This is a genomic window from Desulfurobacteriaceae bacterium, from assembly GCA_039832905.1.
GTDB lineage: Bacteria > Aquificota > Aquificia > Desulfurobacteriales > Desulfurobacteriaceae > Desulfurobacterium.
This window is the reverse complement of record JBDOLX010000093.1, coordinates 31,183-53,875: the sequence shown is the minus strand read 5'-3', so window position 1 is coordinate 53,875 and position 22,693 is coordinate 31,183. Positions and strand designations below refer to the sequence as shown.

Below are 22,693 nucleotides of genomic sequence, written 5' to 3'. Positions count from 1 at the left end.
ACAATCTAAACTTTTAAAAAGTTCACAGCCTCTCTTACTTCCTCCATCGTAACTTTAGCAATTTCTCTTGCTTTCTTAGAACCTTCAGCAAAAGTTTCAATGAGACTTTCAGGTTTAGAAAGCAAGTTCTGTCTCTTTTCTCTAATTGGCTTTAAGAAATTATTTAAGTTTTTAGCAAGTTCTTTTTTGCACTGAACACAACCAATTTTTCCTTTCTTACAAGCCTCTTCAAGCTCTTTAGTCTTATCTAGTGAAGTGAATATCTTGTGATAAGCAAAAACAGAGCAAACCTCAGGATGTCCAGGATCGGTTTTCCTGACCCTTGAAGGGTCAGTAACCATTGACATTACCTTTTTGTTTACTTCTTCTTCAGTATCTGCTAAGTATATGCAGTTTCCGTAAGACTTGCTCATTTTTCTACCGTCAAGTCCGGGAAGCTTTGGCGCTTCGGAAAGGTAAGGACGAGGTTCAGGAAAAAGCTTTCCAAAAAATCTATTAAATCTACGAGCAATTTCTCGAGAAAGTTCTAAGTGGGGAATTTGGTCTATTCCGACAGGGACTGTATCTGCCTTATAAAGAACTATATCTGCGGTTTGGAGAACAGGATATCCGAGAAATCCGTAAGTTGCAAGTTCTCTATCCTTTAGGTTTTCCATCATTTCTTTGTAAGTTGGATTCCTTTCAAGCCACCTAACAGGAGTAATCATACTTAAAAGGAGATGAAGCTCAGCATGCTCTTTTACAGATGACTGAACAAACAAAACCGATTTTTCAGGATCTAAGCCGGCAGCAACCCAGTCTGCCATCATTTCAAGGGTATTATCGGCTAAACTTTTAGTATCGTGATAAGAGGTTGTTATCGCGTGCCAATCGGCAATAAAGAAAAAGCACTCAGCTTTATCCTGAAGTTCCAGCCATGTCTTTAATGCTCCAAAATAGTTTCCAAGGTGAATTTTTCCGGTCGGACGCATACCGGAAAGGACACGTTTTATATCTTTGGGTTTCTCGTACTTTTCAAGTGCAATTTTCATTTCTTTATCAACATTGCTTATGAGCATCATTACTCCTCAACTCTTTCGTATCTTTCCATAATTCTTCTATAAACCTCTTTGTAGCTTTCTACTACCTTACCCATGTCTTTTCTAAATCTATCCTTGTCAAGAACCTCCTTTGTTGATTTATCCCAAAGTCTACAAGCATCCGGAGTAATTTCGTCAGCTAAGATTACTTCTCCGTTGTGTCTTCCAAATTCAAGCTTAAAGTCAACCAGGATAATATCTATTTCGTCAAAGAACTTCTTTAAAAGCTCGTTTATTTTTAAAGCCTCTTTTGTCATGTGGGCAAGTTCTTCTCTTGTAGCCCATCCAAAAAGGTAAACGTGGTTTGGACATACCATTGGGTCATGAAGTTCATCAGACTTATAGAAGTATTCAACAAGGGGTTCAGGTAAAGGTTTTCCTTGTTCTACTCCATACCTTTTACAGAAACTTCCAGCAGCAATGTTTCTAACAACAACTTCCACAGGAATAATTTCACACTTCTTAACAAGCATTTCTCTTGGAGAAAGTCTTTCAACGAAATGGGTCTTAATACCGTGCTTTTCAAGATACTCAAATATCACGGTTGAAATAGCACAGTTAATTACACCTTTGTCTTCAAGAACTTCTTTCTTTACGCCATCAAAAGCTGTTGTGTCGTCTTTAAAGTATTGGACAAGCAAATTATTGCTATCTGTCTTATACAAAATCTTGGCTTTTCCTTCATAAAGCTTCTCCTTCTTTTCCATTTCTTATTCCTCCTAACAAAAATTAATAATTGATATAAGGTTGTATAGAAATTATAAACTTTATGTCTATGAGAAGGTTACAGTAAAGCTTTTTTTCAGTGCAACAGTTTACTAAAACCTGTTGACAATTCTTAATGGTGGCCTATATTATGGTCATACCAAGCGTCCCCATCGTCTAGCCAGGCCTAGGACACCGGCCTTTCACGCCGGCGACGCGGGTTCGAATCCCGCTGGGGACGCCATTATATTTTGTAGAGGGGAGGTTTATACTGTCTTCATAATCCCCCCCTTTTCCCCCTCCCTCCCCTCATTAGGAGAAAGGTGGCGCCACGTGGCGTCACCCTTTTTTTATTTAACTATCCTCCGCCAAAGGTGTTCCAATGGAAAGAAAAGATTTTGGAACTGTTTCAAAACTGGGAAAAAAAACAGAATACATATTCGATTACTCACCAGAAATCTTAGAAAAATTCCCAAACAAATTCCCAGACAGAATCTACTGGGTATCGTTTAACTGTCCTGAATTTACTACCTTGTGTCCCATTACAGGTCAGCCAGATTTTGCAACTATTTATATTCAGTACATACCGGACAAGTGGCTTGTAGAGAGTAAGTCCTTAAAACTCTACCTTTTTTCTTTTAGAAATTCTCGTGGCTTTCACGAGGATACAGTTAACTTAATAGCTGATGATCTTTTCAAGCTGTTAAATCCCTTCTATATAGAAGTCTACGGAGAGTTTAACCCAAGAGGTGGCATATCAATAGATCCTTTTGTCCAAAGGTATCAAGAGATAGGCTGGGTAGTAGATTTAGCAAAGGAAAGATTTAAACTACATAGAATAACCCCTCCAAAGATAGGGAGAAACCGTGGCTAAAGTCCTCATAATAGGGGGAAGTGGAGCTTATTTTTTAGAAAAAGAATCATTCGGAAAAGTCCTAGAAAAGAAACAAGTAGATACCCCTTTTGGATTATCAAATCCAATATACAAGCTAAGACACGAAAACGGTTTTGAATTTCTCTTTTTATCCCGACACGGAGAAAAAGATTACGACACTACAGCTCCTTTTGTAAACTACAGAGCCAACATATACGCTGCTAAGCTCTTAGGAGTTAAAAGAATAGTTGCTTGGACAGGACCTGGATCTTTAAGGGAAGAATTAAAGCCAGGAGACTACGTTATTCCAGACGATATTCTAGACTTCACAAAAGGAAGAAAACATACATTTTTTGAAAATGGTGGGCTTGGTTTTGTAAGACAAAACCCCGTTTTCTGTCCAGAAATTAGCACTGTTCTAAAAAACACCTTAGAACGTCTTGGATTTCCTTTCAAATTTGGAGCGACATATACTTGTACCGAAGGACCAAGGCTCGAAACACCAGCAGAGATTAAAGCTTTTAAACTTTTAGGAGGTGATCTTGTTGGAATGACATTATCTCCCGAAATCTTTTTAGCTAAAGAACTTGAAATCTGTTATGGTGCCATCTGCTATATCACAAACTACGCTGAAAGCATAAAACCTTACAAATTTAAAGCTGGCATTCTCTTTGAAGGAATGCTACCAGAGGAACAGAAAAAACTTGTTGACCTTGCAGTAGAAAGATTTCCTGAAATTCTAAAGCATGTTGTTGAAGAACTTGAAAGGTTAGAAAGGAATTGCCCTTGCAAGAATTTCTTAGAAAGGTATAGAAGAAAAGGAAAGATAGGGGAAGACTGGAAAGAATGGATATTCAATCTTTAAGTAGACCTTCCGTTCTCCTTATAGAAGAATAGAGAGAAGATAAAATAAAGAATAATGCGATTCCACTTATTATAGGTTCCGGAATGTGGTGGAAGAGCTGAATTAACATCATTATTCCAAGTCCACCTATACCCCAGTGAGCTCCATGTTCAAGGTATGGAAGTTGTTTAAGTTTTCCGGATTCAACGAAATAGATTGTTAAAGAACGTAAGATAAAGGCACCTACCGATAGACCTAAAGTGATAATAATCAAATTTTGGCTGATAGCAAACGCTCCAACTGTTCCATCCAAAGAACACGAAGCATCTAAAAGTTCAAGGTATATAAATCCTCCAAGCCCTCCAGCAGCGATACCGTTCCTGTCGAAATATTCCATAGAACTTTTTATAAAGTGCACCACCTCAAAAAGCAAGATTCCTAAGATCATAGCAAGAATCACATTAGGGTCTTTTTTCAAGAAACCAATTATAAAAACAACCATTAAAGCGGCAATTAGTTTTATTTCACCCAGTTTTGCCAATTTCGCAGCCTTTTCTTCTAAAAACTTAATCCAATAAATATCCTTTCCTGCATCAAACAACCAGTTTATAAAGACCATAAGAAGGAAAGCTCCACCAAAAGAAAGAATTAGAGGTTCTGCTTTTTCAAGGTAATGGGCATAAACTTCAGGTTCTCTAAAAGCGATATTCACAACTTTACTTACACCTATACCAGCAGTTATTGATACTATAAGAACCGGAAAGAGAAACCTCATACCGAAAACAGCTATAACCATACCCCACGTTAGAAATCTTCTTCTCCATACTTTTGACATACCAGTCAGAATAACTGCATTCATAACAGCATTATCAAAGGAGAGAGAAATCTCCAAAAGAGATAAAGTTGTTCCTTCAAAAACTCCTTTTATTCCTAAGTAAAGAAACTCAATAATCCAGCTAATAAGGAAGACGACAAGGATTTCCAGAGAAAGTTTCTTAGGTGTCATTTTAAAGTTTCCTCTTTTAGAAATTTTCCTGTGAAATTCTATCAAGAAAAACTTCTATTATTTCTTCAGGTGGAATCTCAAAACACTCCCTATTTTCGCACTTTGTCTTTCCGTGGAGGGAACAAGGAGAACAGGGTAAGTTTCTAGTTATAGTTATTCCTTCATCTTCCGCTGGTGCAAATCCGAAAGATGGATGGGTTGGTCCAAAAATAGCAACCACAAATTTTTTAACAGCCCTTGCCATATGGACAACTGCAGAGTCGTTGGATATAACTCCTTGGGAAAGAGAAATAACAGAAAGGCTTTCTCTAATAGATAATTTTCCGCAAAAGTTGATAACGCTATTTCCACTTGCTAAAAAGTCCCCAAGTTCCCTTTCTTCTTTCCCTCCGATAACCACAACTTTTTTACCTTTAGAGGCTAAAAGTTCAACAATCTTTTTAAACTTTTCTATGGGATACTGTTTTGTTTTCCACCTTGCTCCAGGAGCTATAGCAACAAACTCCTCGAATGGTAAAAACTTTTTCACTCTTTCTTTTTCTTCTTGGGTTAAAAAAAGAGAAGGACGAGGATTTCCTATTTCTATTCCTATTTTTTTAAAAACTTCAGCGTAAAGTTCTGGAACAAACAGAGGTTTGGCTTTAAACGGTTTAAAGACAACCATCAATCTTCTCAAGAGAGTTTTCTTCTTGTATCTGTAAACTGGAAAGGGAAGAAACTTTCCAAAGATAAAGGTTTTAAGCACACCATGAAGGTCAAAGACGTAATCATATTTTTCTTTTTCAAGACTTTTAGCTAAGTTTCTGATAGAAGAAAGAGATTTAAAAGTTTCTTTTTCTACCTCGAAAACTTTTCTAAGTCTTTTGTCAAATCTAAAAATTTCCCCAAAAGGCTTAAGGGTTAAAAAGTCTATCTCTATCCCCTCTTTTCTCAAGGGGCTTAAAACAGAACTCGTTAAAATTACATCTCCTAATGAAGATAACCTAACAATTAGTATTTTCATTAGTCTACAGGTTCAAATTTTTCCTTTCCAACTCCACAAATTGGACAGACCCAGTCATCAGGTAAATCCTCAAAGGAAGTTCCCGGAGGAATGTTACTTTTTGGATCCCCTTCCTCAACGCTATAAATGTATCCACAAACTGTACATCTCCAAAGTTGGTGCTTAATTTCCATTTTTACTCTCCGCCTGAATTAAAATACTTCGATTAATATATCAAAAATCCTAGAGAAACGGAGACTATTTCTGAAGGAGGACCAATGGCAGCAATAATCGGTTTTTTAGAAGTACATCTCCTAATTTCCGAAGCCCATTCTCTCAAAGAAAAAAGAAGCGTTGTAAAAAGAATAATCGAGAGGCTAAAAAACAAATTCAACGTTTCGGTAAGTGAGGTAGGAGACCAAAATAAATGGCAATCTGCTGTAATAGGCATCGTTACGATAGGAACAAGTCAAAAAGTGGTCGACGCAACACTGGAAAAGGTTGTTCTCTTTATAGAAGATCTCTACCCGGGAAAAGTTACGAACTACTATAAGGAGATACTTTAACTCAAGTGGAGGTCAGAACTATGAAAAAGTTCTTATCTCTTCTTACCATCGTTCTTTTCCCTCTAGTTACCAAAGCAGGAAACGTTGACACTTTTGGAATTGGTTCAAAGGCAACAGCACTGGGAGGAGCTTTTTCAGCTTATGCTGATGACCCTTTTGCTGTTTATTACAACCCTGCGGGTCTTACACAGATAGACACTCCAATGATTTCTATAGGAGGAGAATACCTTAATCCTACCCTAAAGGTTCACAATTTCAAAGCGATAGATGGAGACGGAGTAAAGATTGCCCCATATAATGTTTCCTTCACAGACACTTCCGATAGCCTTTTTGTTCCTCACATAGGTTATGCAACCCATCTATTTAAAAACGTTTACTTTGGAATAGCTACCTATGTTCCTTATGGTCTCCATATTAAATGGAACTCAGATACAGCAGAGAATCCTGCAGCCTATAACAGTTTTGAATCTTATTACATAAGGGGAGTAGTAACACCAACAGTAGCCATAAAGCTAACCGACAACTTATCTGCAGGTTTTGGAATTTCTTTCGGTAGATCCGAAGCTGGCACTCAAAAAAGAATTTATTCCCCAACAATACCCAGCCTTCATAACAGAGTAATAAAAAGTGAACTAAGTGATGATTTTAATGTTTCTTTTAATGTTGGTGTTCTCTACACACCTTACGATAACCTTTCCTTCGGTATTACCTACAGGTCAAGAACACAAACAAACTTTGAAGGAACAGTGGAAGTTGTTGGCGTTGATAAGGTACATGCAACAACAGAGATTGACCATCCAGAACAATTGCAAGCTGGTGTCACGTATAAACCAAACAAGAAGCTAACCTTAACCGCTGATGTTGTATGGACAAACTGGAGCATTATTAAAGATTACACAGTTAAATTTGACCAAGAACTACTTGGAAAAACTGAAGAATATTTTCCAAGAAACTGGAAAGATACTCGTCAAATAAGAATAGGCCTTGAGTATAAACTAAATAAGATCGTTACTTTAAGAGGAGGATATTTCTACGATCCATCTCCTATTCCAGATTCAACCTTTGATATGCTTTGGCCAGATGCGGATAAGAAAACCTACTCCCTTGGTCTGGGATTAAACTTTGGAAAAATTACTGTTGATACCGTCATTCAATATATCGTAACAGAGTACGAAAGAGAAATTGGGGGTGAAAGCGTAGAACTTAACAGTACTTACGAGGGATCCAGAGGAGAACCTGGAACGGTTGCTATGTCTGCAGATGGATATCTTTGGGGTTACGGTATAACCGTTAATTACAGGTTCTAAGGGGGATAAAATGAAAAAGATCTCTGGATTATTAGCTGCTTGTTTGATAATGTTTTCATGCGAAGCAAATCTTCAAGAAAATAGTTCTGTTCCAGAGGTTGTAACAACTTCTTTTGAGAGGAATGGACTAGTGTTTGATCCACTTATAAAAGACGCAGATGCACCATTGGGAATACCTTTCCCAAATGACCTTCTTTGGAAGGAAACAAGCGGCTATCTATACCTTGATACATCAGCCGTAGAAGATCCTGCAAAGAAAGTTTTATACGAAGCTATAAATAAACTTCAAATAAAAGGTTTTAGTCCCAATACTCCTATTATCATTCCCTTGATTAATGACATACCAATTGACCAGTCTTCTCTTATAGGGAAGTATCTCTTAATTGACTTAGCCTCTGGGGAAAATCACGCAGATAGACTTTCTTTCAAACAGGATGGAAGATACCTTAAGTTTTATCCTGTAAAACCTTTAGAGGCAGGACACCAGTATGCTTTTATTCTTCTTGAAGGAATTAAGGATATTAATGGAAATCCTCTTTTATCACCTCAAGCTTTCAATTCACTTGAAGAAGAAGGATACTACGACGCTCTATATCAGAGCCTAGGACTTAGTAAAGAGGAAGTAGCAGAAGCCTTTACTTTCTCAACGGCAAATAAAACTCTATCATCTCAAGACATTGGAGTTATTAAAGCTTACCTTTCATCTCTTGAAAGTGGAGATCCTATTCCATTAGAAATAAAAGGCCTTTCCTACGATAACCTAAGTAGCGATTACGAAAGTTTTGATTTCGCAATAGCAAATGTTCTAGATCTTATAAACAACTCAAACGAGATAAAAAACGCTATAAGTAACGGAACGTTCCCCGCATTCGATATAACGAAACTAGCAGAACTCTTTCAAAAAGTCCAAAATGGAGAACCATTTGACTTAGGAGATTATGTTAAGTTCATTCCTGTTTACTTTGGTAATCAAGACTCTTACAATGGCACAGTTTACATCTTCCAACATGGTCTCGGAGGAAGTAAAGATCAGGCAGGAAATCTTCTCTCTGATGTAAACCTTCCTGTTGTAGCTATAGATCTTCCTTTCCATGGAGACTATACGAAACTAACAGAAAACAACCCTACTGAATGTTTAGGATGTTTCTTAACTTCAAACGTGATACAAAATAGGTTTAATATTTATCAGGCTGTTTTTAATCTAAGGTTGCTAGAAGAACTTCTAAGAAATGGCTTTTACGATATTGATGGCGATGGAACTAACGATAAACCCTCAAATGTCTATTTCCTCGGTATATCTATGGGATCCATCACAGGTTCCATTTACGCAAACTATGGAAATCCTGACAAAGTTGTTTTAAATGTCGGAGGGGCAAACCTTATCTCAATTGTTGATACAGCAGAGAATGAAACAATAAAAGCCCTTTTAGAGGCCACTGGAGTAAAGAAAAACACAAACGCTTATGCGTTTTTACTCGGAATATTCCAAACTATTCTTGATCCAGCCGATCCCGTATATCTTGCAACAACAAACTCTACAAAAACATTAGTTCAAAACGCGTATGGAGATACAGTAGTGCCAAATATTTCAAACGAAGCTTTGGCAAAAAGGGTTGGTTTTGATAACGCTACCCTTGTAGAAACCCCAGACCCTCTAAATCCACCAGCGTCTTCTTCCGGTTGGTACATCTTTGGAAACGAAGAAAACTGGGTTCACCACGGATTCCTCCTCCACACAGAAATAGATAAATATCCAGAAGCCGAAGGAAAGCTTGATCCTCAATTTGTTGAAAATGCTCAGAAAACAGCAAGAGAACAGATAAACAGTTTCTTTAGTCAGTAGAGGAAACACCTTACCGTTCTGTCCCCTACTTCCACTGTAGGGGGCATTTTCCTTTTACAAATTTCCTTTACCTTTGGACAGCGAGGATGAAAAGGGCAGCCTTTTATTTTTTGAGAAGGTTCTGGAATAGTTCCTGGAATAGAAAAAAGCTTTCCTTTCTCCTTGCTCAAAGAAGTTAAAGAACACTTAAGAAGTCCTTCCGTGTAAGGATGTAGAGGATTTTTTAGAATTTCATTTGTTTCTCCATACTCCACAGTATGTCCAGCATACATAACAAAAACTTTCTCTGAAAATTCGGCAACTACTCCCATATCGTGAGTAATTAGCAATACTCCGGCTTCAGCACTTTTTAAAAGTCCCAAGATACCAGCCTGAACCGTTAAATCAAGGGCAGTGGTCGGTTCATCTGCCAAGATGTAGTCAGGTTCGCAAGCCAAAGCCATGGCTATTGCTACCCTCTGTTTTAGACCTCCTGAAAGGTGGTGAGGATAAGCGTTGGCTATTTCTTTAGGTCTTGGAATTTTTGCTAGTCTGAGAAGGTTTAAAATTTTTTTTTCTATTTCTTTCTTATTTCCTTTCCTATGGTAGAGTATAGCCTCTGCTATCTGGTCTTTTATCTTCATTAAAGGATTTAAAGAAGCAGAAGGATCTTGAAAAACCATTGAAACTTTTTCCCAGCGAAAAGAAAGGAGGTCTTTTCCTTTTAGTGAAAGAACATCTATTCCATCAACTTCTATTTTTCCCTTAGCCTCTAAATCCTTGGGTAAAAGCTTCAAAATGGAAAACGCTGTTAGGGATTTCCCACTTCCACTTTCTCCAACGAGTGCAACTTTTTCCCCTTTTTTTACTTCTAAAAAAGCATCTTTTACTATCTTGAATCCTTTGGTCGAAATGGAAAGATTTTCTACCTTTAAAGACATTCCACTTCTACCCAGTAGGATTTTCCTGAGAAAATTAAGCTATCAAAGTAAAGTTTTTTACAAACTATCTTCTTTCCAGAAGATTCCTTTGCAAAAATGTAATGAGAAAAGATTTGAGGTATAGTTCCTAAAAAACTACCATCTTCGGAATGAACAACGTAAGTTGTTGGAGAATCAGGATTTAAGGGTTCAGCTTTAAGGTAAATTCTTAAATTCTTTTCTATCACCCTTTCTATATTTTCTCTGTAAATTCTTTTTGTTCTTATAGGAATAAAATACCTATCCTCCTTTGCTAAAAACTCATGTAAGTTTTCGTATCCTTTCAAAGATAGGAGAAACTTTAGCGCTTCATCTGAATCATCAACCAAGAAACTTCCAAAAGCTCCAACTATCGCCCATAAGTTTTTCTTGTCCAAAACTTCCTTTATTCTTTCTTCATACAGTTTCATGAAAGAGGGGCTTTTCCTTAAAATAGCGTTAAGTTCAGAAAACACCCACTCCAAATTTTCCGGTGAAAAAGAGAACTCTTCCAAGAACTTAAAAAGTTCCTTTATCTTTAGTTTTAATTCTTTGCGAGAAAGAAGCCTTGAAAGCAACCATTTTTTATTTACTTTTTTGTAAAGTTTCAGTAGCATACTTCTATCTAAGAACCAACTAATATAGACAGAAGCTTTCTTTATTTCTTTTTCCACAACAAACTCTAAACTTGGCTTAAAGGCATCTTTTTCAAAAATGCTACCTGTTAAAGAAACAAAAAAACCGTCCAGTATTTTGTTTAGTTTTTGAAAATCCCTTGTAAAGCTATTACTCCTCAAAATAATTTCAATATTTAAATCTACTCCATCAAGAACTTCCTTTGCTTTGGGAACAATTACCACACCTTTCTTATCAACCACTTCAAAGCTTGAATATGCTAAGTAAGTAGGAAAAGAATACTCAAGTTTTTGGGAAAGAAATTCCAAAAGAGATGTAATTACTGAGTTGTAAACTTTATTTTCAACCTCTATGAGTTTTTCAAAAGTTATTTGTGAAAATTCCTCCTTATCTTGAGAAAAGGTTGGAACAACTAGTATGTTCTTTTTAAATCGTTCCCATATAGCTATCTCTAAATAATCTTCCCTAAGAATAAGAGAACTTTCCTCTTCCTCCGTATACTTTCTAATGTTATCTCTTATTCGTTTTGCCTTTTCAAAGGTTTTTATTTCGTTTTTGGCTGCTTCCCAAAGAGTTCTCGGAAAGTATGTAAATTCACTTTCAACAGGGTAAAAAAAGTTTTTGAAAGCTTCTAGTAGAAATCTAAAAGAGTTTACTCTATTAAGTTCCTTAACTTTAAGTAGCTGAAAATCAACAAGGTTAGATTTTTCAGAAGAAGCAATAAGTAATGAAGGAGAATTTGGAAAGTTTTTCCTGAAGATTTTTAGCTTCTCGCTAATGAACTTTTTCGTAATATACCTATGAGGAAGATAAGAGAAAACAACTAGGACCTTATCTGAACTTGATAAAAACCTTTCAGTTTTTATTGGTGTAGATAATTTATTAGAAAGGTACATACAAAAAGGAAGGGAAAGAGGATCAGCAGGATAAATGGCATTTATAGAAACACCGAGTTTCTTTATCTTCTCTATAAAGAAATCAAGAGCGTCAACTACAACTTCCTGTCTCAAGCTTTCTGTTTCAAACAGTAAAGAAGGAACAGCTTCTTTAACTTTCATACTCCTTTAAAACTCCATCTAAGATTTCCACACCAAGATCTATTTCCTCTTCTTTTATAATAAGAGGTGGAACAAACCTTAGCACGTTTTGTGCCGTACAGTTAATAATAAGACCTTTCTCTAGACAAGACTTTACGATATCTTTACAAGGAACTTTGCAAACCATTCCTATCATTAATCCTTTCCCTCTAACGTGATCAATAAGATTTGGATACTTTTCCTTCAACTCATTTAGCTTTTTCTTGAGATACTCTCCTTTCTTTTCCACTTCTTTTAGAAAGTCCTCATTTGAAACAATTTTTAGAACTTCTATTCCTGCCCTTGTAGCAAGAAGGTTTCCTCCAAAAGTTGATGCATGAAGTCCCGGCTTTAGGACGTCCTTAGCTTTTCCTTTAGCAACAATTGCCCCTATTGGGACACCGTTTCCAAGAGCTTTCGCAAGAGTCATAACATCAGGTTCAACTTCGTAGTGTTCATAGGCAAAAAGTTTTCCTGTTCTTCCTACCCCTGTCTGAACCTCATCAAAAATCAAAACCGCATCTACTTCATCCGCTAGATCCCGCAAGCTTTTTAAAAACTCTTTTTCTGCTGGAACTATACCACCTTCTCCCTGAATTGGTTCTACTATTATTCCTGCAGTTTTTTCTGAGATAACCTTTTTTACAGAGTCTATATTGTTGAACTCGGCGAACTTGACCCCTTCAAGTGTCGGACCAAAACCTTGACTATACTTCCCCTGTCCTGTTATTGAAACAGCAGCCATTGTTCTTCCATGAAAAGAACCCTTAAAAGCTATAATTTCATACTTTTCAGGATCTTTTTCTGTTCCATACCTTCTTGCAAGTTTTATAGCACCTTCGTTTGCCTCAGCTCCACTGTTACAAAAGAAAACCTTCTCTCCAAAAGAGTTTTTACAGATAAGTTCTGCTAAAGTTGCCTGCGGCTCTATGTGAAAAAGGTTAGAAACGTGTAAAAGTTTTTTTGCTTGATCACAAATAGCTTCGGAAACTGCGGGATGACAATGTCCAAGATTACAAACAGCAATTCCAGCAAGCATATCTAAGTATTTTTTCCCGTCTTCATCAAAAAGCCAACAGCCTTCCCCTTTTACAAAGGAAACAGGAAAACGGTTGTAAGTTTTCATAACAAACTTTTCTGTCTTTTCAAAAACGTTCATTTATCTACCCCTTTATCAAGAAATTAGGGGCAAAAGCCCCTTAAACATCTTGAATTGCTCCTTTTGCAGCAGAGGTTACAAGTTTTGCATACTTTCTAAGAAGTTTGGATTTTACCTCTTTTTGCTTAGGCTTAAATTCAGAAAGCCTCTTTTCCAGTTCCTCTTGAGAAATTAGCAACTCAAGCTTTCTTTCAGGAATGTTTATGTGAATCTTATCACCTTCTTTAACAACACCGATAGGTCCTCCTTCGGCTGCCTCTGGAGATATGTGTCCAATACAAGGGCCGTGGGTTCCACCCGAAAACCTTCCATCGGTAATAAGTGCTACAGACTCACCAAGTCCCATTCCCATAACTGCAGAAGTTACTGCTAGCATTTCTCTCATTCCAGGACCACCTTTTGGTCCTTCATACCTTATCACGATAACGTCTCCATCTTTTATCTTACCTTCCATTACTGCTTTCATTGCATCTTCTTCACAGTCAAACACTCTTGCAGTTCCCGTAAAGACTTTCATTTTTTCAGACATAGCCCCTTGCTTAACGACAGCTCCGTCTGGGGCAAGATTTCCATAAAGAATAGCTATTCCACCCTCTTTGCTATAAGGATTACCAATAGGTCTTATTACATCTTCATCCCAAATCTTTGCACTCATTGCAATCTGTTTGATGGAAACCCCAGAAACTGTCGGATTGTCTTCTAAAAGGTCGTGAAGTCTTTTTAGAACTCCGGGAATTCCACCGGCGTAATGGAGATCTTCCATTAGATATTTTCCACCGGGTCTCATGCTACAAATCTTTGGAGTTTCTCTACTTAAATCGTCAAAAAGTTTTATCTCAAAAGGAATTCCTGCTTCATGGGCTATTGCAGGAAGGTGAAGAACAGTGTTGGTAGAACCTCCAAGAGCAAGATCTACCCTTATTGCATTCCTAAAAGCAGCAGGAGTCAAAATGTCCCTTGCTTTTATTCCTTTTCTTACAAGTTCAACTATCTTCTCTCCAGAAGCTTCGGCTATCCTTTTTTTCTCCGCTAAAGGTGCAGGAGACGTTCCACAGAAAGGCAAAGAGAGTCCTAAAGCTTCTGTAAGACACGCCATAGTATTTGCTGTAAACATACCTTGACAAGCCCCAGAAGAAGGACAAGCGGAAGCTTCAAACTCTTTTAAATCTTCTAAGGTAAGCTCTCCTTTTTTGTAGCGACCAATAGCCTCAAAGGTATGGGTAACAAGGTCTAATCTTTCCTTTCCTCTCCTTCCTGCAAGCATTGGGCCGGCAGTAACAACGATGGCAGGAATGTTTACCCTTGCTGCACCCATTAGCATTCCTGGAGTAATCTTATCGCAAGCAGTTAGAAGAACTATTCCATCAAGCTGGTGAGCAGTTACAACATCTTCAACAGCATCCGCTATAAGTTCTCTCAAAGGTAAAGAAAACCTCATTCCTTCATGTCCCATAGCAATACCATCACAAACGGCAGGAACACGAACAACAAAAGGAGTTCCACCTGCAGCAGCTATTCCTCTTTCGATAAATCTTTCCAAGGAAAACATATCTACATGGCCAGGAACAAGGTCAGTCCAACTTGAAATAATTCCAATTAAAGGCTTATCTATATCCTTCCTCTGGAGTCCTGTTGCCATCATTAAGGCACGGGCTGGCATTTTCTCAAAAGTTCTAAAAATATCACTTCTCATTCTTTAACTCCTCCTCTACCTTCTTTAATAGAAAGAGCATTTCATCCCTTAAGCGAAGACGTTCAGCTTTTAGCTTTTTAAGTTCTGCTTCTTCAGAAGGAGTTAAAACAGCTTTCTTTTCCATCTTATCAATTAGATCATCAAGTTCTTGGTGTTTCATTTCGAGAGTTTTAAAGTAGTGAAACTTTTCTCTCGCTAGGGCCTTCAGATTCTCATCCCTTAACATGTCTGCCTCCTAAAAAAAGTTTGTAGATAAGAGCCGTCTCATTACCGTAATAGTTTTTTCTTGTAGAAATTTTTTTAAAACCAAAACTTTCGTAGAACCTTATGGCTGCAAAGTTTGATTCTCTAACCTCAAGTAAGATTCCCTTTACACTTTTTTCAAAGCAAAAATTTATTAAACTTGTAATAAGTTTTTTTCCAATTCCTTTTCCTCTAAAACGCTTTGACACTGCTATTCTGTTTAACTCACAAACCTCATCAATTATCCACGATATCAAATAACCAACCACTTCTTTGTTAACTTCAGCTACTAAGAAATAGGAAAAAGGTAAGGAGAGTTCTTTTTCCAAAGTTTCCTTGCTCCAGCAATCAGAAAAGGATTCTCTTTCTATTTTTAGTATATCACCTATATCTTCTTCCCTACATTCCCTTACAAGAAGGTCTTGCATCGTGATCTCTTACGTAGTAGAAATGGAGAGGTTTCAAAAGGAAAGGATGTTCAAAGGGTAAAAGGGAACAGTAAACTCCCAAAGGAGTAGTTTCATGAAAAGTCCTAGAGTTTTCCTTGATCTTCTTTGGAATTTCTCCTTTGTATGCCACCACGCACTCTTCGTTATTTCCAAGTAAATACAGAACCTCCTCTTCTGTTAGATCCATAACATTGAGAGGACTTTCTAAACTTTCTCTTAACAAAGTGTAGAATCTTCCTTTTCTACCTGAAATAAGGGAAACGGTTTTTACTCCCAACTTCACAAGATTTAATCCTATAAGCTCTAAAGTGGATACAGCCTTAACATCAAATCCCAAAACTTTTAAAGACTTACCTACGGTTATAGAAAGCCTTACACCGGTAAAAGATCCCGGCCCAGAAGTTACTACTGTAAGGTCTATATCATCTTTAGAAAGATTGAAATCTCTTAAAAGTTTTTCTATTTCTATAAAGACCTTTTCAGCATGTTTCCTTGGTTGGTTCCACATAGAAACCGATAATACTTCACCATCTCTTGCCAAAGAAACACTTCCTTCAAAAATGGAAAGATCTATACCTAAAACTAACACACCTTTACCCTACGCAGTCTTAATAACTCTTACTAAGATAGGCTTCCCTTTCTCATCAACGTCAAGTATTTCAATCTTAACGTTAGCAATATCTATTGTTTTACTCCTTTCAAGAGCAATTCCTCTATCTTTTGCCACTTTTTCTATAAGGTCAACAAGATACTTCTCTTCTTCAAATGGAATATGAACATCAAGCATATCATTTAAAGACTCAACAGTAATGTAAGGATCTATAATAACCGCCGTTCCAGGAGGAACACTCTTAAAGGTTAAAAATCTCCTAATGAAAAACAAAATAAGCAGTGATAACGCTCCAAGCAAAACATTTTTAAAGTTGTGTCCAGAAATGATTATTTCTCTTGCTATTGCTATCAAAAGAACATCGAAAACAATCCTTGGTTGGTGTTTTATGAGCATGATAATGAGTTCTATAACGATTACAAACATTAAGAGAGGGGAAATAATTTCTTTTAGACTTTCAGTTGCATCTTTAATGTGTCCAGAGAAGATTATTTCCTCCAAGTGAAAGAAGTGTGGAGACATTACCAGGAATTCACAAAAGAGAACAAAAGAAATAATAAGCAGAGATACCGTAATAGCTGTTAAGAAAATTTCCGAAAGTTTTAATAAGAAATTCTCCACTTTCTTTTGAAATATCATTTCAGCACCCCAAGTACCAGTTTATTATTTCCTCTCCAAAAAGCATTGTGATATAAGCTCCTATAGCTAAGAAAGGCCCAAAAGGCAAAGCAAACTTTGTATCCTTTCCTTTAATAATCATAAAGAAAATACCTACAATTGCACCTACAAGCGAAGCTAAAAATACAACTAGAAGAACTTTCTGCCATCCTAAAAATGCTCCTATTACAGCCATTATATTAGCATCACCGTATCCCATACCTTCTTTTCCCGTTAGTATATAATACGTTTCAATAACGAACAGAATAACTCCTGCTCCAAAAGAGGCTCCAAGGATTGAGTCCTTAAAAGAAACAACAGAAACGAAAGGAGAAAGTAGTATTCCTATAAGCATTGTAAAGTAGCATAACTTAACAGACACAAGCATTGTTTTAATGTCAATGGTAGCAACCACAATTAAAACGTATGTAAGAATCAAAAAGTAAAAAGTGCTTAAAGAAATTCCATATTTTGCAAAAACAAGTAAAGTTAATAATCCTGTTAGAAACTCAATGATAGGATACTGGACAGAAATCTTTTCCTTACAGTTCCTACATCTTCCTCTCAAGATAAGATAACTAATGATTGGAATGTTGTCGTACCATTTTATCTCTCTACCACAACTTGGACAGGAAGATGGAGGAAAAATTAAAGACTTACCTAAAGGTATTCTATAGATACAAACATTTAGAAAACTTCCGACTATAGCTCCTATGACAAAAGCTAAAAAATATTCCATATTAATGAACCTCGTCAGATGCTGACTTTATAAATCTTACCATCTCCTTTAGAAAACTCTTCCACTCTTCAATAGCTGCGGGTAGTTCCTTAGACAGAACTTCTATAGTTCTTTCTTCATTTCCTTCATACATTAAGTCATCCAACTTAAGTATTTTGTCTTCCAGTCTAACTATAGCTTCGTCAAGTCCATCGTAAATCGGTAGGATCTTTGAACCATTTTCAACAACCTTTACAGTCCACTCTAAAGAATCTAAAAGATTGTTAAGGTAGAGTTTTGCAAGTTCCCCCTTGGTTTCAAAGTCTCTAACTATTTGGTTTAAAGAAACACTCATTGCGTCAAGGGCCATCAAAGCGAGTTCTATCTGCTTCTTTATCATATTAACTGAAGGTTCTGTAATTATATTTAAATCCTCTAGATCTTTAACCTCATCAATTTTTGTAGGATGTAAAACTTCTCCATCTTTTTCAACATACTTTATTGAACGTTCTGGAAACAAATATCTATATTCAATAAGTCTAAGAATGCTACTTGTTGTTTTTGGAAAGCTATCCTTTACCTCTATCTCGTGATATCTTCCATCTATCCTTACTTTCATTCTCCTTCTTTTATCCTGCGACATCTTGGAAAACCTCCTTAAGAAGTTGCCAAGGGAAATTTAATCCATTTCTACATACCAACAAATCAAGATTGGCTTTTCATTTTCTAAAAAAACTCCTAAATTTAGGAATACACAATGATATTAATTTTTGGAGGTAAATATGAACATCTACGTCTTCCAGTGTAACAGCTGCGGGGCTGAGTTTGAAGAAGCAATTTATACACCTCTCCAACTTATGGAAGTCAAGTGTCCCTTTTGTAACTCTGAAGATGGTGAAGTAATTGACATCGTTAATGCCTGTTCTCCATTTGGCTGAGGCTAATATTGAGGGGCAGTTTGCCCCTTTTTATATAATAAAGTTTAAGATTATCCTCGAGGTGAAAGTTGATAACGAAAATTATTCTCCTATTTGTTGTCGTTGGAGTAATCTTTGGATGGGATAAGATTATAAATCTCTTTAAGGCCTTCTTTGAAGCTAAAAAGGAGTTCAAAAAGGGCCTGGAAGGCGAGGAAGAAAAACCTGTTATAAAAGTAGTAGAGAAAAAAAGGTAATTACTATAATTATTTAAGAACTTCCAAAGGATTTATCTGATAAACTTTCCCACCGTAAACCTTATTTATCTCAAAGTAAATTCCACTACGTCCCCAATCACCAGAAATTCCAGCAGTTCCTATAACTTGTCCTCTTTTAACAACCTGCTTTGGCTTTACCAAAATCTTATCAAGGTTACTGTAAACCGTTTGATATCCTTCTGGATGTTCTATGACAATGAAATTGCCGTAAGCTTTAAGTAAGTGGTCATCTTTTCCGGCAAACTTAACAATTCCTGTTTCTGCAGCCTTAACCTTTTCTCCGACAGGACTAAGAAAGAAAATCCCTGGGTATCCTTTTTCTCTAACCGTTGGGTCAACTCTACCATCAATAGGAAAGCGAAACTGAATAGGTCTATCAAGTTTCAGGATATCCCTATAACCAACAAGTATCTTTAGTTTTTGTCCGGGTCTTATAATGTAAGGTTTCTTAATGTGATTAACCCTAATTATGCTTTTAGCAGAAACACCAAACTTCTTAGCAATTTTCAGAATAGAATCTCCTTTTCTAACTCGATAGTACTTATAAACTGGAACTTTTCTAAACAAAGACCTTCTAAGGGCTTGCTGTGCAGAGATGAAATTATCGTTTTTCTTCTTACGGGTTCTTGAAAGTTTTTTTCCTCTCTTTGTACTTTTTACAGGAACTTTTAGTTTCTGACCTACCCGTATGATATACGGTTTCTTTAAATTGTTAACCTTTATAATTTCGTCAACGGAAACACCAAACCTTTTAGCGATTTTTAGAATGGAATCTCCTTTTTTGACCTCATATAGAACAAAAGCTTTTCTCTCTTTCGTTGGTATCTTTAGTCTTTGACCAACTCTAATTATGTATGGCTTTTTTAAATCGTTAGCCCTGATTAAATCTCTTACAGAAACACCAAATCTCTTTGCAATCTTTGATAAGTTGTCTCCCTTTCTCACTTTATAAATAACATCTGCAAAAGCCGAAGAAAAAGAAAGGAGAAAGCTAATAAAGAATATCAAAATCTTCATAATTACCCCTTGTTTCTGTAAACTCAAAATCAATCTTCTCAACTTTCGCTAGAATTGGCCCTTTTTTAAGTTGTAAAAGAAGCTCTTGGAGCTTTTCTTCCTCACCTTCAGCATAAACTTCAACTCTACCATCTGGTAAGTTTCTAACAAATCCTTTTAATCCAAGCTTTTCTGCCTTCCTCTTTGTAAAAGCTCTATAGCCAACTCCTTGAACTCTACCGCTAACAAAGGCATGAAAAGCCTTTATACTCATAAAACTTCCTCTAATCTTTCTATTGCCTTTAAACCGTTTTCAAAACCAATCTCGAAAAACTTTTCTACGTTATCAAAATCAAAACGAGAACCTTCTATTTCATGATTTACAAGGATATCACAATATTGGAATCTTTTCTCTTGATTTTCAATAATACTAGCAAAACTTACTCTTACTGCAACATCAACAATAGAGTTTGGATTAAACTTAGGAGGCAAAATGTTAACATTCGAACAGATATTTATTGAACAGCCAAACACTTTTGGCATTTCAGCAGGAAGACAGTTTCTAATCCCACCATCAACGTAATAGTTTCTACCTATTTTACACGGAACAAATACTGGAGACGCAGAACATGAAGCAATAACCCAATCAACAACTTTTCCTTCGGTTATAAACTCTGGCTTTAATGTTTTAAGATTAACCACAGAAAGACCAAAAGGAATTTTTAGATCCCTAAACTCAATATCTCCTAAGAGGTTTAAAAGCTTATTTCTTAATCCTTCTAGAGAAAAAATACCTCCTTTAAAGGTGGGCTTTACGAGTTTCTTCCAAGAAATGGTTTTAGAAAGTTTCTTTATCTCATCTGGAGAAAAACCTGCACAGTAAAGGACACCAACAAGAGCACCAGCACTTGAACCAGCAATAAAGGAAGGAGAAATTCCTTTATATTCTAAAGCTTTAAGAAGGCCTGCATGGGCGACTCCCTTTACGAAGCCGCCCGAAAGGGTAAGTCCTAATTTCATTAGAACTCCAACTCTTCTCCCGGATTAAGAACCTGAACTTTTATTCCTCTTGACTCTGTTACCTTCTTAAATTCTTCAGGATCTGCATCAATTATCGGCCAAGTCTTAAAGTGGATTGGTACTGCCACTTTTGGTTTTATAAGTTCTGCAGCTATAGAGGCATCTTTTACATCCATCGTAAAGTTTCCACCAATTGGTAAGAGAGCAACTTCTATATCTTCATATCTTCCAATAAGTTCCATATCAGCAATGAGCCCAGTGTCCCCAGCGTGGTAAACGTTCTTTCCTTCAACCTCAATTATTACTCCACATGGGGAGCCTAAAGTAACAACCTTATCATCTTCTATTACAGAACTTCCATGGGAAGCTGGAACTAACTTAACTCTACCAAAAGGAAACTTATAGCTTCCTCCAATGTGCATTGCATGAACATTTGCCCCTTTTGCCTGACAATACTGAGCAACCTCAAAAATACTAACGATAGTAGCTCCAGTATTTTTAGCTATATCTACAGCATCTCCTAAGTGGTCCCCGTGTCCGTGGGTTACAAATATATAGTCAAGTTCCTTAAAGTCTTCAGGTTTTGCAATTCCCCAAGGATTTCCTGTTAAGAAGGGATCTATCAAAGCTTTTATTCCTTCTCCTTCAAGATAAAACGCAGCATGTCCAAGATACCAAAGTTTTGCCATTTCTCCCCCCTTTAAAGAGCTGCCTTAATCTCATTTAGCTTACTACGAATTTTAAATCTCACTTTTCCATAAAGTGGTGTTCTCTTTGCAAGAACAACTAAGAAAGTATCATTAACAAGCTTGTAAACCAGTATAACGTGTTTTTCAGTAAACAGAACAATCTCTTCTAAAGAATTTTCTCCCTGATAAATATCTTCTGTCATTTCTAAAATCTTATTAACGGGATTTACAAGGTGAACAGAAATTTCCTCAGGATCTACATCAAGGTTTGGTTTATCGTACCTGTAAACGATAAACCCCTCCTCATCAACAATAGCTATTGAATCAATCTCAGGAAGGGAGTTCACAATTTCCTTGAATCTTCTTTCCATAGCTATACCCTACTATATTAAGTTCCTTTCAACTAAAAGTTCTGCTATCTGAACGGCGTTCAAAGCAGCTCCTTTCCTTAAATTATCTCCAACAATCCACAAGTTCAAACCATTTTCTATTGTATCATCCTTTCTAATTCTACCAACCAAAACTTCATCCTTTCCTGCTACATCTATTGGGGTTGGATAAATGAAGTTCTCAAAATCATCTACAACCTTAACACCTTTAGCTTTACTTAGAGCCTCTCTTGCTTCTTCAACAGAAATTGGGCTTTCAAATTCAATGTTTACCGCTTCTGAATGTCCTACAAAGACAGGTACTCTTACACAGGTTGGAGAGACTTTAATCTCATCGTCGTGCATTATTTTCTTCGTTTCGTTTATCATTTTATGTTCTTCTCTTGTATATCCATCCTCAAAGAACTTATCAATGTGAGGAACACAGTTAAAGGCTATCTGCTTTGGAATTTTATTAGGAGGAGGAACTTCTTTTCCTTCCAAAATAGCCTTTGTCTGTTCTTTTAGCTCCTCAACAGCCTGTGCTCCAGCTCCAGAAACTGCTTGATAAGTAGCAACAACTACTCTTTTTATTCTTGAAATATCGTAGAGAGGTTTTAAAACAACTACCATTTGAATGGTAGAACAGTTAGGATTGGCTATTATCCCCTTGTGCCAGTCCACATCTTCTGGGTTAACCTCAGGAACAACAAGAGGGACATCAGGTTCCATCCTAAAAGCAGAGCTATTGTCTATTACGACAGCCCCTCTCTTTACAGCTTCTGGAGCAAATTCTTTACTTCTATCTCCCCCAGCTGAAAATAGAGCTATGTCTATACCTTCAAAACTCTCAGGTTTTAACTCCTCAACAGTGATTTCTTCTCCCTTAAAACAGAGCTTTTTTCCTGCTGACTTTTTTGATGCAAGAAGCTTTAGATCAGCAACAGGGAAATTTCTCTGTTCTAAAACTTTTAACATTTCTTGCCCAACAGCTCCTGTTGCACCAACAACAGCAACCCTATAACCCTTCATTCTTTACC

Annotated in this window: 28 protein-coding genes and 1 tRNA gene; 8 read left to right on the top strand and 21 right to left on the bottom strand. The window is 36.7% G+C overall.

Features of this window, described 5'->3' with window-relative positions; genetic code table 11:
- Positions 1-5: 5 nt before the first annotated feature.
- A complete protein-coding gene (gene trpS, locus ABGX27_06990) occupies positions 6-992 on the bottom strand; it encodes a tryptophan--tRNA ligase (protein MEO2069240.1) in 987 nt (328 codons plus the stop codon).
- 68 nt (positions 993-1,060) lie between these two features.
- Complete coding sequence (purC, locus tag ABGX27_06985; protein MEO2069239.1) at positions 1,061-1,786, bottom strand: phosphoribosylaminoimidazolesuccinocarboxamide synthase; 726 nt, start codon at positions 1,784-1,786, stop codon at positions 1,061-1,063.
- A 164-nt stretch (positions 1,787-1,950) separates the two neighbouring features.
- Between purC and ABGX27_06980 the strand changes: the two genes are divergently transcribed.
- From ABGX27_06980 to ABGX27_06970, 3 genes are all read left to right on the top strand, one after another.
- A tRNA-Glu gene (locus ABGX27_06980) sits at positions 1,951-2,028 on the top strand.
- Positions 2,029-2,166: 138 nt separating this feature from the next.
- A complete protein-coding gene (gene queF / locus ABGX27_06975) occupies positions 2,167-2,658 on the top strand; it encodes a preQ(1) synthase (GenBank protein ID MEO2069238.1) in 492 nt (163 codons plus the stop codon).
- Positions 2,651-3,523 (top strand): MTAP family purine nucleoside phosphorylase, encoded by an 873-nt coding sequence (locus tag ABGX27_06970; GenBank protein ID MEO2069237.1) that lies wholly within the window; start codon positions 2,651-2,653, stop codon positions 3,521-3,523. Before queF ends, ABGX27_06970 begins: the two co-directional genes overlap by 8 nt.
- Here ABGX27_06970 and ABGX27_06965 read toward each other — a convergent pair.
- From ABGX27_06965 to rd, 3 genes are read right to left on the bottom strand one after another with little or no spacing between them, the layout of a single operon-like run.
- Complete coding sequence (locus ABGX27_06965; protein MEO2069236.1) at positions 3,513-4,508, bottom strand: DUF475 domain-containing protein; 996 nt, start codon at positions 4,506-4,508, stop codon at positions 3,513-3,515. The two genes, ABGX27_06970 and ABGX27_06965, sit on opposite strands and share 11 nt — an antisense overlap.
- A gap of 16 nt (positions 4,509-4,524) precedes the next feature.
- Positions 4,525-5,511 carry a glycosyltransferase family 9 protein gene (locus ABGX27_06960; GenBank protein MEO2069235.1) on the bottom strand — a complete coding sequence of 329 codons (987 nt, stop codon included), beginning with the start codon at positions 5,509-5,511 and terminating at the stop codon, positions 4,525-4,527.
- On the bottom strand, positions 5,511-5,684 hold the full coding sequence (rd, locus tag ABGX27_06955) for a rubredoxin (GenBank protein MEO2069234.1): 174 nt from the start codon (positions 5,682-5,684) through the stop codon (positions 5,511-5,513). Before rd ends, ABGX27_06960 begins: the two co-directional genes overlap by 1 nt.
- 84 nt (positions 5,685-5,768) lie before the next feature.
- Here rd and ABGX27_06950 point away from each other — a divergent pair, with 84 nt between their 5' ends.
- Genes ABGX27_06950 through ABGX27_06940 form a run of 3 tightly spaced genes read left to right on the top strand, consistent with a single transcriptional unit; the run spans position 5,769 to position 9,206 of the window.
- A complete protein-coding gene (locus ABGX27_06950; GenBank protein ID MEO2069233.1) occupies positions 5,769-6,056 on the top strand; it encodes a DUF503 domain-containing protein in 288 nt (95 codons plus the stop codon).
- 20 nt (positions 6,057-6,076) lie between these two features.
- Positions 6,077-7,363, top strand: coding sequence for an outer membrane protein transport protein (locus tag ABGX27_06945; protein ID MEO2069232.1), 1,287 nt, complete (start codon positions 6,077-6,079; stop codon positions 7,361-7,363).
- A 10-nt stretch (positions 7,364-7,373) separates the two neighbouring features.
- Positions 7,374-9,206: a hypothetical protein gene (locus ABGX27_06940; GenBank protein MEO2069231.1), complete on the top strand. Its 1,833-nt coding sequence runs from the start codon at positions 7,374-7,376 to the stop codon at positions 9,204-9,206.
- On the opposite strand, the gene ABGX27_06935 is transcribed toward ABGX27_06940, so the two are convergent.
- Genes ABGX27_06935 through ABGX27_06890 form a run of 10 tightly spaced genes read right to left on the bottom strand, consistent with a single transcriptional unit; the run spans position 9,200 to position 18,028 of the window.
- Positions 9,200-10,126: an ABC transporter ATP-binding protein gene (locus tag ABGX27_06935; GenBank protein MEO2069230.1), complete on the bottom strand. Its 927-nt coding sequence runs from the start codon at positions 10,124-10,126 to the stop codon at positions 9,200-9,202. The two genes, ABGX27_06940 and ABGX27_06935, sit on opposite strands and share 7 nt — an antisense overlap.
- A complete protein-coding gene (locus tag ABGX27_06930) occupies positions 10,117-11,838 on the bottom strand; it encodes a hypothetical protein (protein ID MEO2069229.1) in 1,722 nt (573 codons plus the stop codon). Before ABGX27_06930 ends, ABGX27_06935 begins: the two co-directional genes overlap by 10 nt.
- Positions 11,828-13,015 (bottom strand): aspartate aminotransferase family protein, encoded by a 1,188-nt coding sequence (locus ABGX27_06925; protein MEO2069228.1) that lies wholly within the window; start codon positions 13,013-13,015, stop codon positions 11,828-11,830. Before ABGX27_06925 ends, ABGX27_06930 begins: the two co-directional genes overlap by 11 nt.
- 40 nt (positions 13,016-13,055) lie before the next feature.
- Complete coding sequence (ilvD, locus tag ABGX27_06920) at positions 13,056-14,708, bottom strand: dihydroxy-acid dehydratase (GenBank protein ID MEO2069227.1); 1,653 nt, start codon at positions 14,706-14,708, stop codon at positions 13,056-13,058.
- Positions 14,698-14,934, bottom strand: a complete 237-nt coding sequence (locus ABGX27_06915; protein MEO2069226.1) for a YdcH family protein — start codon at positions 14,932-14,934, stop codon at positions 14,698-14,700. Before ABGX27_06915 ends, ilvD begins: the two co-directional genes overlap by 11 nt.
- A complete protein-coding gene (rimI, locus tag ABGX27_06910) occupies positions 14,921-15,379 on the bottom strand; it encodes a ribosomal protein S18-alanine N-acetyltransferase (protein MEO2069225.1) in 459 nt (152 codons plus the stop codon). Before rimI ends, ABGX27_06915 begins: the two co-directional genes overlap by 14 nt.
- Positions 15,351-15,989, bottom strand: a complete 639-nt coding sequence (tsaB, locus tag ABGX27_06905) for a tRNA (adenosine(37)-N6)-threonylcarbamoyltransferase complex dimerization subunit type 1 TsaB (protein MEO2069224.1) — start codon at positions 15,987-15,989, stop codon at positions 15,351-15,353. The genes rimI and tsaB overlap by 29 nt, the downstream gene beginning before the upstream one ends.
- A 9-nt stretch (positions 15,990-15,998) precedes the next feature.
- On the bottom strand, positions 15,999-16,649 hold the full coding sequence (locus ABGX27_06900) for a hypothetical protein (GenBank protein MEO2069223.1): 651 nt from the start codon (positions 16,647-16,649) through the stop codon (positions 15,999-16,001).
- Between the two features lies 1 nt (position 16,650).
- On the bottom strand, positions 16,651-17,406 hold the full coding sequence (locus ABGX27_06895) for a prepilin peptidase (GenBank protein MEO2069222.1): 756 nt from the start codon (positions 17,404-17,406) through the stop codon (positions 16,651-16,653).
- 1 nt (position 17,407) lies between these two features.
- The gene (locus tag ABGX27_06890) at positions 17,408-18,028 is read right to left on the bottom strand and encodes a hypothetical protein (GenBank protein ID MEO2069221.1); all 621 of its coding nucleotides are present in this window, start codon (positions 18,026-18,028) and stop codon (positions 17,408-17,410) included.
- Between the two features lie 139 nt (positions 18,029-18,167).
- Here ABGX27_06890 and ABGX27_06885 point away from each other — a divergent pair, with 139 nt between their 5' ends.
- A complete protein-coding gene (locus ABGX27_06885) occupies positions 18,168-18,323 on the top strand; it encodes a zinc ribbon domain-containing protein (protein MEO2069220.1) in 156 nt (51 codons plus the stop codon).
- A 68-nt stretch (positions 18,324-18,391) separates the two neighbouring features.
- Positions 18,392-18,559 carry a twin-arginine translocation protein, TatA/E family subunit gene (locus ABGX27_06880; GenBank protein ID MEO2069219.1) on the top strand — a complete coding sequence of 56 codons (168 nt, stop codon included), beginning with the start codon at positions 18,392-18,394 and terminating at the stop codon, positions 18,557-18,559.
- A 9-nt stretch (positions 18,560-18,568) separates the two neighbouring features.
- Here ABGX27_06880 and ABGX27_06875 read toward each other — a convergent pair whose 3' ends face one another.
- Genes ABGX27_06875 through ABGX27_06850 form a run of 6 tightly spaced genes read right to left on the bottom strand, consistent with a single transcriptional unit; the run spans position 18,569 to position 22,685 of the window.
- The gene (locus ABGX27_06875; GenBank protein ID MEO2069218.1) at positions 18,569-19,597 is read right to left on the bottom strand and encodes a LysM peptidoglycan-binding domain-containing protein; all 1,029 of its coding nucleotides are present in this window, start codon (positions 19,595-19,597) and stop codon (positions 18,569-18,571) included.
- The gene (locus ABGX27_06870) at positions 19,572-19,850 is read right to left on the bottom strand and encodes an acylphosphatase (protein ID MEO2069217.1); all 279 of its coding nucleotides are present in this window, start codon (positions 19,848-19,850) and stop codon (positions 19,572-19,574) included. The genes ABGX27_06875 and ABGX27_06870 overlap by 26 nt, the downstream gene beginning before the upstream one ends.
- Entirely contained in the window at positions 19,847-20,596 is a 750-nt protein-coding gene (locus ABGX27_06865; protein MEO2069216.1) for a patatin-like phospholipase family protein, read from the bottom strand. The genes ABGX27_06870 and ABGX27_06865 overlap by 4 nt, the downstream gene beginning before the upstream one ends.
- Positions 20,596-21,285, bottom strand: a complete 690-nt coding sequence (locus ABGX27_06860; GenBank protein MEO2069215.1) for a metal-dependent hydrolase — start codon at positions 21,283-21,285, stop codon at positions 20,596-20,598. Before ABGX27_06860 ends, ABGX27_06865 begins: the two co-directional genes overlap by 1 nt.
- 11 nt (positions 21,286-21,296) lie before the next feature.
- The gene (locus ABGX27_06855) at positions 21,297-21,656 is read right to left on the bottom strand and encodes a roadblock/LC7 domain-containing protein (protein ID MEO2069214.1); all 360 of its coding nucleotides are present in this window, start codon (positions 21,654-21,656) and stop codon (positions 21,297-21,299) included.
- 12 nt (positions 21,657-21,668) lie between these two features.
- A complete protein-coding gene (locus tag ABGX27_06850) occupies positions 21,669-22,685 on the bottom strand; it encodes an aspartate-semialdehyde dehydrogenase (GenBank protein MEO2069213.1) in 1,017 nt (338 codons plus the stop codon).
- Positions 22,686-22,693 lie beyond the last annotated feature (8 nt).

What these genes read in the sequence shown, in the direction of transcription:
- purC (MEO2069239.1), bottom strand. Translation starts at nt 1,786, where the DNA reads ATGGAAAAGAAGGAGAAGCTTTATGAAGGAAAAGCCAAGATTTTGTAT.
- queF (MEO2069238.1), top strand. Translation starts at nt 2,167, where the DNA reads ATGGAAAGAAAAGATTTTGGAACTGTTTCAAAACTGGGAAAAAAAACA.
- ABGX27_06965 (MEO2069236.1), bottom strand. Translation starts at nt 4,508, where the DNA reads ATGACACCTAAGAAACTTTCTCTGGAAATCCTTGTCGTCTTCCTTATT.
- ABGX27_06960 (MEO2069235.1), bottom strand. Translation starts at nt 5,511, where the DNA reads ATGAAAATACTAATTGTTAGGTTATCTTCATTAGGAGATGTAATTTTA.
- rd (MEO2069234.1), bottom strand. Translation starts at nt 5,684, where the DNA reads ATGGAAATTAAGCACCAACTTTGGAGATGTACAGTTTGTGGATACATT.
- ABGX27_06950 (MEO2069233.1), top strand. Translation starts at nt 5,769, where the DNA reads ATGGCAGCAATAATCGGTTTTTTAGAAGTACATCTCCTAATTTCCGAA.
- ABGX27_06945 (MEO2069232.1), top strand. Translation starts at nt 6,077, where the DNA reads ATGAAAAAGTTCTTATCTCTTCTTACCATCGTTCTTTTCCCTCTAGTT.
- ABGX27_06940 (MEO2069231.1), top strand. Translation starts at nt 7,374, where the DNA reads ATGAAAAAGATCTCTGGATTATTAGCTGCTTGTTTGATAATGTTTTCA.
- ABGX27_06935 (MEO2069230.1), bottom strand. Translation starts at nt 10,126, where the DNA reads ATGTCTTTAAAGGTAGAAAATCTTTCCATTTCGACCAAAGGATTCAAG.
- ABGX27_06930 (MEO2069229.1), bottom strand. Translation starts at nt 11,838, where the DNA reads ATGAAAGTTAAAGAAGCTGTTCCTTCTTTACTGTTTGAAACAGAAAGC.
- ABGX27_06925 (MEO2069228.1), bottom strand. Translation starts at nt 13,015, where the DNA reads ATGAACGTTTTTGAAAAGACAGAAAAGTTTGTTATGAAAACTTACAAC.
- ilvD (MEO2069227.1), bottom strand. Translation starts at nt 14,708, where the DNA reads ATGAGAAGTGATATTTTTAGAACTTTTGAGAAAATGCCAGCCCGTGCC.
- ABGX27_06915 (MEO2069226.1), bottom strand. Translation starts at nt 14,934, where the DNA reads ATGTTAAGGGATGAGAATCTGAAGGCCCTAGCGAGAGAAAAGTTTCAC.
- rimI (MEO2069225.1), bottom strand. Translation starts at nt 15,379, where the DNA reads ATGCAAGACCTTCTTGTAAGGGAATGTAGGGAAGAAGATATAGGTGAT.
- ABGX27_06900 (MEO2069223.1), bottom strand. Translation starts at nt 16,649, where the DNA reads ATGATATTTCAAAAGAAAGTGGAGAATTTCTTATTAAAACTTTCGGAA.
- ABGX27_06895 (MEO2069222.1), bottom strand. Translation starts at nt 17,406, where the DNA reads ATGGAATATTTTTTAGCTTTTGTCATAGGAGCTATAGTCGGAAGTTTT.
- ABGX27_06890 (MEO2069221.1), bottom strand. Translation starts at nt 18,028, where the DNA reads ATGTCGCAGGATAAAAGAAGGAGAATGAAAGTAAGGATAGATGGAAGA.
- ABGX27_06885 (MEO2069220.1), top strand. Translation starts at nt 18,168, where the DNA reads ATGAACATCTACGTCTTCCAGTGTAACAGCTGCGGGGCTGAGTTTGAA.
- ABGX27_06875 (MEO2069218.1), bottom strand. Translation starts at nt 19,597, where the DNA reads ATGAAGATTTTGATATTCTTTATTAGCTTTCTCCTTTCTTTTTCTTCG.
- ABGX27_06870 (MEO2069217.1), bottom strand. Translation starts at nt 19,850, where the DNA reads ATGAGTATAAAGGCTTTTCATGCCTTTGTTAGCGGTAGAGTTCAAGGA.
- ABGX27_06865 (MEO2069216.1), bottom strand. Translation starts at nt 20,596, where the DNA reads ATGAAATTAGGACTTACCCTTTCGGGCGGCTTCGTAAAGGGAGTCGCC.
- ABGX27_06860 (MEO2069215.1), bottom strand. Translation starts at nt 21,285, where the DNA reads ATGGCAAAACTTTGGTATCTTGGACATGCTGCGTTTTATCTTGAAGGA.
- ABGX27_06855 (MEO2069214.1), bottom strand. Translation starts at nt 21,656, where the DNA reads ATGGAAAGAAGATTCAAGGAAATTGTGAACTCCCTTCCTGAGATTGAT.
- ABGX27_06850 (MEO2069213.1), bottom strand. Translation starts at nt 22,685, where the DNA reads ATGAAGGGTTATAGGGTTGCTGTTGTTGGTGCAACAGGAGCTGTTGGG.